The organism is Paenibacillus campi (assembly GCF_034659835.1).
GTDB classification, from domain to species: domain Bacteria; phylum Bacillota; class Bacilli; order Paenibacillales; family Paenibacillaceae; genus Saccharibacillus; species Saccharibacillus campi.
Map to the genome: position 1 here is coordinate 421,780 of NZ_JAXSQZ010000003.1, position 14,200 is coordinate 435,979.

General features: G+C 45.7%; 10 protein-coding genes and 1 pseudogene. 4 read left to right on the top strand and 7 right to left on the bottom strand.

From position 1 onward, the window contains the following. Window positions 1-64 precede the first annotated feature (64 nt). Together U1I11_RS10470 and U1I11_RS10475 are read right to left on the bottom strand one after the other, a co-directional pair. The gene (locus tag U1I11_RS10470; protein ID WP_322906050.1) at window positions 65-964 is read right to left on the bottom strand and encodes an EAL domain-containing protein; all 900 of its coding nucleotides are present in this window, start codon (window positions 962-964) and stop codon (window positions 65-67) included. Between the two features lie 308 nt (window positions 965-1,272). After that, entirely contained in the window at window positions 1,273-2,577 is a 1,305-nt protein-coding gene (locus U1I11_RS10475) for a WD40/YVTN/BNR-like repeat-containing protein (RefSeq protein ID WP_322906051.1), read from the bottom strand. Between the two features lie 248 nt (window positions 2,578-2,825). Between U1I11_RS10475 and U1I11_RS10480 the strand changes: the two genes are divergently transcribed. Beyond that, window positions 2,826-3,755, top strand: coding sequence for an L-lactate dehydrogenase (locus U1I11_RS10480; protein WP_322906053.1), 930 nt, complete (start codon window positions 2,826-2,828; stop codon window positions 3,753-3,755). A 453-nt stretch (window positions 3,756-4,208) separates the two neighbouring features. Here the strand turns inward: U1I11_RS10480 and U1I11_RS10485 are convergent, their stop codons facing one another. Then, window positions 4,209-5,309, bottom strand: a complete 1,101-nt coding sequence (locus U1I11_RS10485) for a DUF3900 domain-containing protein (RefSeq protein WP_322906054.1) — start codon at window positions 5,307-5,309, stop codon at window positions 4,209-4,211. Window positions 5,310-5,623: 314 nt separating this feature from the next. Between U1I11_RS10485 and U1I11_RS10490 the strand changes: the two genes are divergently transcribed. After that, entirely contained in the window at window positions 5,624-6,160 is a 537-nt protein-coding gene (locus tag U1I11_RS10490; RefSeq protein ID WP_322906056.1) for a GNAT family N-acetyltransferase, read from the top strand. A 71-nt stretch (window positions 6,161-6,231) separates the two neighbouring features. Then, complete coding sequence (locus tag U1I11_RS10495; RefSeq protein WP_322906057.1) at window positions 6,232-7,083, top strand: leucine-rich repeat domain-containing protein; 852 nt, start codon at window positions 6,232-6,234, stop codon at window positions 7,081-7,083. A 255-nt stretch (window positions 7,084-7,338) separates the two neighbouring features. Here the strand turns inward: U1I11_RS10495 and U1I11_RS10500 are convergent, their stop codons facing one another. The 4 genes and pseudogenes from U1I11_RS10500 to U1I11_RS10515 form a co-directional block, all read right to left on the bottom strand. Further along, window positions 7,339-8,325 carry a DMT family transporter gene (locus tag U1I11_RS10500; protein ID WP_322906058.1) on the bottom strand — a complete coding sequence of 329 codons (987 nt, stop codon included), beginning with the start codon at window positions 8,323-8,325 and terminating at the stop codon, window positions 7,339-7,341. Between the two features lie 131 nt (window positions 8,326-8,456). Then, window positions 8,457-9,107 (bottom strand): annotated as a pseudogene (locus U1I11_RS10505) (GntR family transcriptional regulator); the annotation flags it as partial. 532 nt (window positions 9,108-9,639) lie between these two features. Beyond that, a complete protein-coding gene (locus tag U1I11_RS10510) occupies window positions 9,640-11,034 on the bottom strand; it encodes a branched-chain amino acid transporter BcaP (protein WP_322906059.1) in 1,395 nt (464 codons plus the stop codon). A gap of 608 nt (window positions 11,035-11,642) precedes the next feature. Further along, a complete protein-coding gene (locus tag U1I11_RS10515; protein WP_322906060.1) occupies window positions 11,643-12,767 on the bottom strand; it encodes a tyrosine-type recombinase/integrase in 1,125 nt (374 codons plus the stop codon). Between the two features lie 475 nt (window positions 12,768-13,242). Between U1I11_RS10515 and U1I11_RS10520 the strand changes: the two genes are divergently transcribed. After that, window positions 13,243-14,196: an alpha/beta hydrolase gene (locus tag U1I11_RS10520; RefSeq protein ID WP_322906061.1), complete on the top strand. Its 954-nt coding sequence runs from the start codon at window positions 13,243-13,245 to the stop codon at window positions 14,194-14,196. Window positions 14,197-14,200: the final 4 nt, after the last annotated feature.

Consider the following 14,200-nt stretch of genomic DNA (forward strand, 5'->3'; position numbering starts at 1 on the left):
CATATGTAGAATCCAGAATAATGGATGATGCATCGTTCGTCAACCCACTTCTTGTAAAAGTTGGCTACATATTTGTAGCTTTTCGCTGCTGAGGCTGTATTTGACCTACAATCTGCTCGATAATCTGGTGTGTAAGAGCGATAGATGGACGTCCAAGCGCGTAACCCTGTCCATAACTAATCCGTTGCTGTTGCAGAAACATCAGCTCCTCCAGACGTTCGATACCTTCAGCAATAACAAAGGTGCCTGAACTTTTGGCAAATTCCTGCAGCATTTTCACGACATGCTGTTGATCGGGACGGCTATCGATATGTTGCACAAGTGAGCGATCCAGTTTGATAAATTCGGGATTTAGGCTCACAATAGATTTGAGACTGCTATAACCTGACCCGACATCATCGATCGCGATACGAAAACCTTGCTCCCGGTAACTGGACAATACATGCTTAAATGCTTCAAAATCTTCTACTGCCTGCTTTTCCGTTAATTCAAATACGATTTGCTCCGGCTTTAGTCCATAACGCTGTAAATGACGGATCGTCTCACCGCTACGATGGTTCGTATCGCGCAGCACATCAGGATGCACATTCAAAAAGACGTTACAACCTTCAAACATCGATGAATGTTGCAATGCTTCACAATAACGTTTGACCGACAATTCACGGCACAACAGTTCAAATGCAAATACTTGATTAGTCGTACCAATATACTCATAAAACGCATCCGTGTTAGGGAACCATTCGGAAAACGGCGGACGATTTAATATTTCGTAACCTAAACAACTTCCGGTCTGAATATCCATAATCGGCTGAAAATACGTCGTCAGCTGTTCTTTTCTCATAATGTTATGCAGTTCAGCGAACCGGCGATTGGAACGAAAGAAATGTTTGGTCAAATAACAGAAATATTCGATGTAGCTATACGTTCCATAATCAGTCTGTTTTTGGAGAAATGGGATTCTCATCAATGTATTCATCCTTTAAGTCAAAAGACAGGATTGTATGTCCTATCTCAAACATTTGATAGGTCTATAGTAACATTTTTTTGCGCAAAAATCGTTAAATTAAAATAAAAAATGAAAAAGAATGGACATCTGTCGCGAAACAGATATCCATTCTCTACCGTAAGCTCGCCTAGAGCTAATATTCAATGAAGGAGGACACTTCCAAATGTGTATCGATAAGTGATGTTGCGTAAGCTAGACGATATAGGGGCTAACTCGTTATCGTCGCTAAGATTACTGCTGCATGTCAGTCTGCCTGACTGATGTTGCTAAAGCACATGCCATGTTTTGCCGCCGTCGATCGTCTGCATAAGCAGTGAGCGACGTTCTTCATTTTGCGATACGAGTAACCAGCCGACTTCGCGCGAGAAAAATTGTAGCTTGACTAACTCCGGGTAATTGACAAGTGTTTTTTGCAATGTATCGCTTTTCGGTAATGCCTTCCAGCTTTTGCCTTGATTGTCCGTGTAATACATAATGCCATCGATAATCGACCAGCCGGTTTGTTCATTCAAAAAGGTGGGACCCATACTTTGATTGACTCCGCTTTGCGGCTGTAGCGCAAATGGGGCAATCGTCCAATTTTTGCCGCCATCGATCGTAAAATAACCAAAATAACGTGTTCCAGTACTACTTACACAGCCGATATTCATCCAGCCTTTTGTTTTGCTTGATCCGAAAAATTCCGGCTTCCCCGTTGTCAGTCGATCACATATATCGACATCTTTGGGCACCAGTTCTTTGCCTTCCGACCAGGATTGACCACCGTCTGCGGTTGTGTACAGCCTCGGCATCCCGTCATTTTGCAGCGTCACAAAACCATTCTGTGCACTGCGAAAAGACATATCAACGAGCAGACCATTTTGCGGGATCGCATTTGGCGTCGGATTTTTAGCGACAAAATCACCGGTGTTTTGCATCAGCTTCACCCAGTTTTTGCCGCCATCCTGTGTGCGATACAGCGCCTTCTCTTGCTTGTTGTCCGCCGAATCGGTTGATGTCATCACCCAGCCTGTATTTTCGTCTACAAAGTATATGCCGAGCACAGTTGCATCATTATTAAACGTATTCACGTTCCAATTTTGACCGCCATCGATCGTATGCAAAATGAGCGTCTGACCGACACCGCTCGCATTACGCGCCACCCAGCCATTTTTTTGATTTAAAAAAAATATGCTGCTACCGTACACTGGTGATTCGTAAAAAGCGACCGTTTTTGCTGGTGATACATTGTCCCATGTTTTGCCATTGTCCTGGGTCACATAAATGCGCAGCTCATTGCGCGTAATCCCCCACGAAACCCCTGCCTTTGCACTAAGTAATTGAAAGTCGGTCAGTCGGGTCTGGATTTTGTAGCCGGATTCGGTTGCTTGTCCGCCGCCACCTTTATTTATATTGTAATCGGTCGTCTTCTTAAGTGTTATCGTTTGTCCTTGATCTTCTTTTGACTGCTGGAGCTGTTCACGTACTGACTCACTGACAGGAGCAACATCCCCGCCTGTTGACGTACAAGCTGACAGAAGAAGGATCATCGAAATTCCGGTAAGAAGCGACTTGGTGATATTCCACTTCATAGGTAATTCTCCTTCCACACACTTGCCCTAAGCTAAAGCGTTTCATTTTCACAACTTCTACTAGAGTAAACTATAATTTTGATAGGTGGTTTACAGAAAAGTTACAAGCGATTACAGATGCGGGTATTTTCGAAAGGAAATGTACTGTTTTTCGATCGGTTTTCCGCAATGTTATTTTTACTTTGCCCCTTCTTTCGGCTACAATAGTAGCGATTCTGTAACACAAACTGTGAAGGAGATGATAATGTATGCCCCAATCCGTATCCAAACCCCATCGTGTCGTCGTCATTGGCACAGGCGCTGTAGGTGCGACAACCGCCTATACGCTGTTATTGCGCAACCGCATGTCTGAGCTTGTGTTTATTGATGCCAACCACGACCGAGCGCTAGGCGAAGCGCTTGATATGAATCATGGACTGCCTTTTGTAGGTGGAGTCAAACTGTGGGCTGGCGACTATTCTGATTGCGAGGACGCCGATATTATCATCATTGCAGCAGGTTCGAATCAGCGTCCAGGCGAAACCCGTATCGATTTGCTAAATCGTAATGCTGCCATCTTCGACGACATTATTAAAAATATTACCAAGTATAACAATCACGGCATTTTGCTGATTGCGACCAATCCGGTCGATATTCTCAGCTATGTATCTTGGAAAAAGAGCGGTTGGCCGGCGAATCGAGTCATCGGCTCCGGTACGCTGCTCGATAGCGCGCGCTTCCGCTATTTAATCGGCAAGCACAAAGGAATTGATCCACGCAGCATCCATGCCCATATTATCGGTGAACACGGCGATTCCGAGCTGCCGGTATGGAGCCTTGCCAACGTTGCTGGCGCAGAGCTCGATTTTGAGCAAGCCGAACGTGACGATATTTTCAATAGCACCAAAAATGCCGCTTATGAAATTATTAACGCCAAAGGCTCCACCTCATATGCGATCGCGCTGGCGTTAGATCGGATCGTCGCCGCCATCTTGCAAAATGAGCATGCGGTATTGAACGTATCTTCCTTGCTCGATGACTATCATGGCATCTCTGATGTGTACCTCGGCGTACCGTCCATCGTTGGGCGTGAAGGCATACGGGAGAAGTTGCAAATTCCGCTGAATGTTCACGAGGAGGAACTGTTACGTTCTTCAGCACAGAAACTGAAAGATCAGATTGCACAGTTGAACATTTAAACGTACCCATTCTCATTCCGATGACCTTTGCAACAGCAGCGCTCGTATGGCCTAAGCCCGAGTGCTCTGTAGTAAAGGTCTTTGTTGCGCAGAGAAAATGCGTCCTGTTTATGAACAAAATTTCAGGCAAAACTTACATATTGTCCAAAAGGCATGCTTATTTATTGTAAACGTTATGTTGTCTAGTTTCAACGACAGGGCATAATCTTCGCTTAAGCAGCGGCATAATATGCGTAACAAACAGGATCGACGGTATAGCAACCTGTGATCCTTTTTTAATGCTTATTAGTCTGAAATGTGTATTTATTAGTCTGGACATTTGTAAATGATGTGTATCGACACGTACCCCTTCGATTTGCGCTCTTGTTGCAGCGAAGTTGAATGATCGTAAGCTGATATGAATGGCTTACCCATCATATTGTACGGGTAAGCCATCGAGAGTGTATTATCCAATTAGTACGGCATCTCATCATCCTGCTCTGGCGGACGATTCGCACGTTCAATCAACTGTTGCGCCAAATTTTCAAAACGATCCGGTTGCAGTAACTCCACCGGCGAGAAGCCTTTTTCAAACGTAAACGCATCCCCTTCTACTACCATTGCATAATGATCGCCCAATTTGGCGATATGCAGACGGAAGCCAAAGTCAGCTAGCAGACCGCGTACGCTCGTATCGCCTAGTTTCACCCGTATCTCGATCTCTGGCTTAATCTCAACGATGCGTTCTGCCGCTTCGATCACTTGCTGCGGCTCCCATTTCTCCTGCAAATCGCGCTTATCGCTCGCTGCCCATAGCTCCAAATCCTGCTCCTCACGCTGGCGATCTTCATTGCTCGCATCGGGCCACTTTTCCTCCACATAGGTCTGCACATAGTCCATTACCCGCTCATTGACAATTTCCGGAATGGACTGCTCATACGTCACAAATTTCAAAAAGTCCTCAAAATAACGCGCATGGGACGACTGATGCACCTTTAGCTCCCATTCTTCAATCATGCCTTCTTCCGGCATATGCGGATATTGGATCGACTTCATATTGCGCGCGCTGATCGCCATTTCGACCTCACTAATCAGGCTGCGCTCATCGGAAATACGGGCGATTTGTTTCTCGAAATCGCATTTCATCACAAATATAAACGGATCGTCTAAATGTGTATCCAGCTTCACCTGCGAGATGATCAGCGCGCCGCCGCGTACAGAGCTTGTATCCAAATAGCTGCGCACCAGATCATCGCCGGCATTTTTGAAATCGTCTTTGTTGTCGACCGTACGCAGACGAGCAAACAGGTTAAAGTTCGGGTTACTCGTCAGTTCATGCCCTGGCTCCACCAGAAACGTACCGATCTTGGTCGGTGGCTGCTCGCTTGATGGATTTTTTTCCACCTTACGCTTGGCGGTACGGGTAAACTCAGCATGCAAAAATTGCTTAAGCTGGCTTAGTTCATATTCGTCCTCGTCCAGCGTCTGATAATGTTTGTAGTTTTTGGTAGTCTGGCCTTCTTTGCCTTCGACCTGTAACACGAAAAATGATAAATATTGAACGCTAAATCGCATGATGTGCTCCTTTATGTCATTTCGTTGTCCGTTATAATGAGTATGAGTTATGATCCGTATACATCGTATAATCTTTGGCTACGTAACAATGCTGTTCATTGCAACTCGTGTTAGATTATGCCCAAACACTGAAACCGTTCCATTGGTGACTAAGCTTAAAGATGAACGTGTTGCCAACTGGATTAATGGCTACCCTCTACACTATACTTGAAATGGAGACGAAACGTAAGTTTTCAATTGTATCTACTTGCGTATGGCGATGGTGCTCAAACCGTGGGCTAACGTAACCGAATAACCGGATCGGAGGCTATTTTATGTCGGACATTAAATGTAAACGTATTGACGTCTCTACCGAGCAAGCCTTGCAATTGCCAAATGAACCGTTTGATTCGCCCGGCAAATTGATCGTTACGCGAACGAACACAGGTTGGCAACATAAGGAACTATTATTCGCTTCGCCTGAACGTCAGCAGTTTCCAGATGAACATTATCAATTGGAAGCGGTGAATCAAGCCGGGTTTGCGCTCGGCGCTTTTGCCGGAGAAACTTGTGTCGGTATCGCCGTATTTGAAAAACAATGGACTCCTTATTTGTATTTGAGCGATTTAAAGATAGCTGCAACGCACCGACGGCAAAATATCGCTTCCAAACTGCTACATGCAGCAGTGCAGATTGCCCAAGCGCAGCAATTAAAAGGGCTATCGACCGTTGCGCAAGACAATAATTTAAACGCGAATCGGTTTTATTTAAACTATGGTTTTGAAATCGGAGGATTGAATACAAAAGACTATCATTTTACGAATCAACGCGGCAAGTATGATATATACTATTATTTGGATTTTTCAGTTTAATGTTTAAAATAGCCAAGCAGCTGCATATACGCAATGCCTATCCTATTTACTACAATCGGAGGTTACATACGATGAAAATGGACTTTGCTCACCAACAGCTAACTGCTTTGCCGCAATTGGATCATTCTCTGCAAGCAATAACAGACCTGAATTTGTTCGATAACGCGTTAACCGAAATTCCAGTTGAAGTATTTGCAATGACAGCGTTACAAATACTCAATGTATCGGTCAATGCACTCACGCATATCTCGCCGCAAATTAAGCATTTAACACAATTGACGATGATCGATTTGGGACATAATCGGATCACAGAGGTTCCTGCCGAGATTCAACATTTAAGCGCATTGTCTGACTATTTGTATGTACATAACAATCAGATTACCCGGCTGGGCGCAGAAATTTGCGCATTTCCGCTACTGCGCTATCTTAATGTAAGCGATAATCCGCTTCAGCAACTGCCGGCGGAAATTGGGAATTTAACCGCGCTCGTTGAACTGCGCGCGATGAACAACAAGCTGACTGCTGTGCCGGAAGCGATCGGTCGATTGGAGCATATCCGCGAGCTGCATCTGCGCAACAATGAGTTGTCTGCATTGCCGGAATCAATTGCACAGCTAACTACGTTACGTGTGCTCGATCTGGAAAGTAACCTATTGACTGCTCTGCCTGCCGGAATCGGGCAATGTCGGCAGCTACGTCGATTGAATGTGCGGCATAACCGATTGTCTATATTACCAGAATCAATCGGCAATTGTCAGTCTTTGCTGGAAATCGATCTGCGCAGCAATGAGCTGAAATACTTGCCCGAATCATTACGCCAGCTGACAGGGCTGGAACGGCTCGATTTGCGCTGGAATCATCATTTGCAGCTACCGGAGTGGCTAGGGGAACTTGAACAGCATGGCTGTATCATTTATCGGTAATGAGCGTTCAGTGATCGTATACACCTGTTTTCATTTGCCGGAAAGCTACAGCAGTTTGAAGGCGTCATCATATGATCGATCCCATTGTCGTTTACGTTGTCGTTATGCCATATGATCGCTCCGCTACATTACGAATAAACACCGTTTCTGTGTCGTCTATATAACGATAATAGAAAGCTTAAGTATGGATAGTACAAGCAGCAAGCGTCACTTCGTCTCGCCCTGTATCCTAATGATCGTGAACCTTTAATGCAACTACTGTATGTTCGTTTGGGCGCGCTTGCCTTTACTCCGTTTCCGGCTTGCGCCTGGTTGTCGCATCGATAGCCAGGCATTTACGACGACACCACTTACGACAAGCACCATTCCCGCCCACATGCCTAGCGAAGTCAGCATAATGCCAAGCAATATCCATTCACCAAGTAGTGTAAACACGACTTCCAACGCTTGTGTCGCTTCGACCGCAGCAAGACGTGCCGGATGGTTACGCGCCTGATCGGTAGCGCCGAAAAACAGCACCGTTGCAATCACCCCGGAAAACAGTGCCACTAACAAAGACTGCCCCACCTGTCCAGCGGAAGGCAAACCGCTATGTACCCATCCAAACAGCGATAACACGAGCCAAAATGGTAAGCTGGCAATGCTCATGCCTAATGTGCGTTGAAAAGCATTCAATCGTCCGTCACACACTTCCATCATTTTCCGATTACCGAGTGGGTAAGCGATCGCGGCAATTATAATTAAAATGATCCCTTGCCAGCTACCTGCTCCTGCTTGTGCCTGCTCTAACTGCATTAATCCGATGCCTGCCAGCATGATGAGTGCAATACCAAGCGCACTGCGCGGAATGCGCCCACGCTGACGTACGCCTCCATGCGCTCCGCTAGACGTAAACCAAAACAGCGGTGATAACAACATACCTGCCACAATCGTCAATTGAAATCCTGCTGCGGTTAACCAAGCAGGAGCGTACATTGCTGATGCGCATAATGGCGCATAAAATAGCCCAAACCCGACCGTGCTCCAAAGCAACCAGCGCAGCGGCTGACGACGCAGCTCCTGCCAAACCGATCTCAGTTCCTTACGCAGCAGCACAAGCATACCGAGTAAAGGCACCATAAAAAAATAACGCAATGCCCCACTCCACACCCAATAACCGCCATCCACTTCCATCAGCCGATTGAGCACAAAACTGGATGCAAAGAAAAACGATGCCGCCACACCGATCCATACCGCTTTCATCGTGACTGCTCGTTATTGGATGAATTGGTGATGTTTCGCACAGCTGTAACATTTGCGGGCTCGGACAGATGTGGCATATCACTATTGGTAGAAAGTAGATTGGTTGGTCGGTCAGCTGACGGCGCTGTTTCCAGCCATTCTGCTAGGCTTAGCCAGTTATTTTCCATTTCGCGGGCAGCAAGCACTTCATCTTGTTCACGGCAAGCAGCGATAATCCGCTTATGATCTTCCGGGGAATGTGTATGATCGATACTGCTGAATTTTGCCAGCTCCAATCGTCTAATATTGGACATGACCGATGCTAGCGCTTTGTTCAACTGCGGATTGGCGCATACATGTAGAAATACATGATGAAAATCATCATCTGCTGCAATCGCTGCTAGCGCATCTTGCTGTTGCAGCGCAGCAATCAATTGCTCATTAGCATGCATCAGCTTATAGATATGCTGTTCGTTTAGATGCGGCACTGCAAGTCGTGCAGCAAGCCCATGCAGAGACGCGGCAACTGGAAACGCATGCCGTGCTGCATCCGTATAAAGCGGTGCAATTCGTGTTACCGCACCCGGAAACGACTCGATTAGTCCCTCATCTTCCAAACGTTTAAGCGCTTCTCTGACCGGCGTACGGCTAACACCGAAACGTGCCGCCAATTCGGTATCGTTTAACTTTTGCTCCGGTGCGAGTTCCAGTGTAATAATGCTCTGGCGCAAGGCGGTGTACACTTGATCCCGTAGTGAAATACGGTTAATTTTTTGAATGTTAGGCTCATTGGTCGTAGTCATAGGAAGCCTCCTTGTTTATGGTGGAGCTGGTGTGCACGATGATGCTATGGTGTATTTTAGTTTAAGTTACGTACTGTGCAAATTGACCTATTTTAAAAGAGAATAAAACCAATATATTGCATATTAATAATTGACGCAACAGTTTTCGAATACGTTGTTAACATTGCTAACACTTAACACTGTTCTACTGTTCTGTGATCTTCTAAGCAAAAACAGCTACAATAACCGTATCGCTTTACTGAAAAGATTTGAGTCTGCGGCAAAATAGGTTGAATAGACCGTTCAACTTATGTATTCCATCCATGTTCCTACTGCGTATAAGTAAACATAACAAAAAGCGCGTCCTTCCCCCATACGAAGGAAAAACGCGCTTGGATCATATTATTATTTGTAAAAAACCAGTACCTTGACCGAGATTAATTTGAGTGTTGAATCTGTTTTGAAATCGCATTAATCAGCATTTTAGTACACAACCCAAATTAACATTTGGCTTGGTCAATGTGCCAGTAATCCGCGATCATCGTCCTCCAACTTATTGACCGCGACCGAGTAGACTGTGGCGGCGACCATAAGCGAAATAGACCACCAGCCCGATTGCCAGCCAGATAAAAAATGTAATCCAAGTCAATGCTTGCAGTTGAAGCATCAAGTATACGCAACCCAGTGCGCTCAAAATCGGCAGTACCGGTACGAATGGTACGCGGAAACCTCTTTTCAGATCAGGTTGCGTACGACGTAATACGATAACACCGATACTTACAACCGTAAAGGCAAACAGTGTACCGATATTGGTCAATTCCGCCAGACTACCGAGCGGAATAAAACCAGCGAAGAAAGCGATAATGATGCTGGCTACCCATGTACCTGTTGCAGGCGTTTTGCTTTTGCCGCTAATTTTGGAAAATACCGGTGACAGCAAACCGTCACGCGACATCGAGTACAGCAGACGGCTTTGACCGTACATCATAACGAGCAATACCGTTGTAATACCGGTAATCGCACCAAGCGAGATCAATGCCGCCAGACCATTCATTTGAATGTATTGCAGCGCATACGCTACCGGATCGCTAACATTGAGCAAGTGGTAAGGCACAATACCTGTCAAAATCAACGAAACGATAATGTACAACACCGTACAAATCGCAAGGGAAGCGATAATACCGATCGGCAGATCGCGCTGCGGACGTTTGACTTCCTCCGCAGCAGTCGATACGGCGTCAAAGCCGATATACGCAAAAAATACCGTTGCTGCACCAGCCGTTACGCCGCCCCAGCCAAATGGCAGGAATGGTGTCCAGTTCGACGGCTGTACATAAAATACGCCTACCGCAATAAAGATCAGTACGACGAGCAGCTTGATCGCTACCATCACGCCATTGGCGCGTGTCGCTTCTTTAATGCCGCGTGTTAACAGGAAGGCGATAATTAATGTGATAGCAGAAGCGATCACATCAAAATATGTGCCTTTTGCCGGATTGAAGGCACTTGTTAAGGCGGTTGGCAAATGAATGCCGAAGCCTGAAATCAAACTTTGGAAATAACCCGACCAGCCACTGGCAACCGCCGCACTGGCGAACCCGTATTCCAAAATCAAATCCCAGCCCAAAATCCAGGCGATAATCTCGCCAAATGTTGTATAGCTGTACGTATAAGCACTGCCAGATGCCGGTACGGAGGATGCAAACTCCGAGTAACAAAGTGCAGCAAACGCACACACTAAGCCTGCAAGCAGAAAGGATAATACTAAACCTGGGCCAGCATATTTAGCTGCTGCCACACCTGTCAGTACGAAAATCCCTGTACCGATAATAGCACCTACACCAAGTGTAGTCAGATCAATCGGTCCCAGCACACGTTTCAGATTTCCCTCAGCAGGGGCAATCGGCTTGCGCCGAAACAGTGAAGTATTCGGTTTAAGGTTGCTCATATAACAAATCCTTTCTTCCTGTAAGGTATATTTACATTATTCACTTATGTTAAACGCCACCTATAAAAAACTACATAATCCTACACTTTGCTGCGTTAAATTGTCGCATTATTTTTTTCGAGAGTGATACTAAAGCTTCCACCGTATTGGAATGCGATAAGATTATATACACAATTTTCGTCATATTATTGTGCTTTTGCGACAAAAAGTTTTTTAAAAGCCGATTATTGTGACTTTTTTGACGATTTTAATGCAAAAAGCTGTCGATATGGAGTGAGGAATCAGAAATGAATCCTTTGCCTGGATCGACAGCTTGTTTGTATATCATTCGATTCATGTTGTAGGCATACATTTCGATCAAGTAACCGCGAGTATCAAGACGCGAGTGCCAAGATCAAGTTAAATTTTAACTTTGATTATGCACTGACATCCTTACCAATAAGAGGTTGAGCCCGCTTCGATATTCAAGTTAATCGCGGTCAATATACCGGGTTGGCTATAGGCGTAGTTTAACACCATGCCTCAGACACGCAGATCATTTGCTGACAATGTGGACACTCGCTTTGCCAAATACGGTGTTCCGTTTACTCCATAGTGGACTGTGCAGCTCAACCATGTTTGTCCTCCTCAGTGGCAGGATGTAAAGCAGGCAGTTGAACATGCAGCTTGGAAATCGCTTCCTCCTTCTCCTGATCGCGCACATGCGTATAAATGATCGTCGTTTGAATAGAGGAGTGACCGAGCAGCTCCTGCACGGTACGCAGATCGGTACCCTGACGCAGCAGCATCGTTGCAAACGAGTGCCTTAACTTATGACTGGAATACGGCAGTCGGCGGGAAGGCTCTACATCGCTCTGGAATCGATCGAATGTATCGGCGGCGATCTGCTGAATGTTGCGAATCGACAATCTTGTCCCTTTTTGCGAAATGAACAGCGCATATTCTCCATCACGCCACGGGGTAAGGCGTTCAGCGATCGCTTGTGCCAGCATGGTGGCAACCGCTTCCGGTACAGGCAATGTACGCCATTTGCGACCTTTTCCGAACACTTGCAATGTGCGGCGTTCTTCGTTGTAATCTTGCACATTTAGCAAATGAACTTCACCTACCCGCAGCCCCATATATGCCATCAACAAAAAAATCGTCAAATTGCGCGTACGATATTTGCCAGCGATCGAGTTGAAAAAATCAGTTAATTTCGTCTCATCGAGGTATAACGGTTCTTTATTTTGCTCGGTTTTGGCTTTTTTGATGCCTGCTGCTGGGTTGCTGACCGCCAGTTCCATTTCGATCAACGCTTTGAAAAAACAACTGATTGCCGCATGTTTGCGATTACGCGTTGAATCGCTCACCCCGCGTGAACGCACACTGCTAAGGTAGGACAATACATGTCTTTTTTTTAGCTCATCCAGCGATTTGCCCTGCACGGAAGGGGCTTGTAGAAACTCATGAATATCATGTTCATAGGAGCGCCGGGTATAAGCGGTATAACCAGCATCTTTCATCCAATCTTGAAATGCCTCCAATTCCTCGTCATAGCTTGCCAGTATGTCGGCAGTTTTTTGATCCTCGGCAAAAGCAGCAGAATCCGTTGCACTATCGTCTATTTGGTTAGACAAATGTTCTGCATTACTGGAAACTTCACTAGCAACTTCCATATCGAGATCGGACGGTTTGCGCTGACGACTGTATGGCGAACGGGTTATTGGATGTTTATTCAGATGTTTATTCATATGACATTATGTTTCCTTTGCGGGATTGGTATTGTAAGCCAAAGTATAACAGATTCGTGCGTATGCGTGTATTAGGGCGTGTACGCAAACCTGGTAGGTTGAGGCAAACACCACTGCGGTCCTTCCCCTTATTTCCTTCCCTCCGTTCTCTACATCTCGGATCATACGAGTTTGTGTACACGTCCTAAAGCGGATGTTGCTTATTGAATTGGAGTGTGCTACTATTTAATTATTAAATTGTATACAATTTATTTTTATGCAAAATATAAAGACGGTGAAATGCAGCTATTTTCATTTCAAAATCAATACGATTGCCAAATTGGATGTTTTAGGAAATGCAAATACGTTTATTACTAATTTGCAAAGCTCGTTAGTATCATATCGATAAATGAAAGATTTCTTTTGATCATGATATTAGAGTTTTCGGCAACATATGACGATCACCTACCTATCTATTTTTTGAGGAGGCTTTACTATGAGTAAAGAAAAAAGAATCGTATTGGAACCTGCAGCACAGAAATTCGCTGATGATAACGCCAAACCACCATTTCTATATCAACTCGGCCCAGAAAAAGGTCGTGAAACCGTCAATGAAGTGCAATCCGGTGACATTGCCAAGCCGGATGTTGATATCGAAGATTTAACATTGCCGATCGGCCCTAAAGGTGAAGTGAATATTCGCATTTTGCGTCCGAAAAACGCGCCAGCACAGCTACCAGTACTGCTGTACATTCATGGTGCTGGCTGGGTATTCGGTAATTCCCATACGCATGACCGCCTTATTCGCGAGCTGGCTGTCGGCAGTGAAGTCGCTGTCGTTTTCCCGGAATATAGCTTGGCGCCTGAAAATCATTATCCGGTAGCGATCGAAGAAATTTATGCGGTACTGGAGTGGATTGCCGAGCAAGGCAGCGCACAGGGCTTTGATACGTCCCGTCTGTATGTTGGTGGCGACAGTGTTGGCGGTAATATGACGGCTGCGATGACGCTGATGTCCAAAGAGCGCAGCGGCCCTACGATCGCGAAGCAATTGCTGTTCTATCCGGTCACAGATGCGAATTTTGATACCGGTTCTTATGATCGTTTTGCTGAAGGCTATTTCCTGGCGCGTGAAGGGATGAAATGGTTCTGGGATCAATATACGACCGATGAATCCGAGCGTGCTCAGATTACCGCCTCCCCACTGCGTGCTACGACAGAGCAATTGCAAGGATTGCCTGAAGCGCTCGTCATTACCGGCGAAGCGGATGTACTGCGCGATGAGGGCGAAGAATATGCAGCCAAACTGCGTGAAGCAGGCGTAACGGTAACGGAAGCACGCTTTGGCGGTATTATTCACGACTTTATGATGCTGAATGTACTGGCTGATACACAGGCGAAAAAAGGCGCGCTTATTTTGGCGAATGCGTTTCTGCGTGACGGTATTTAACATA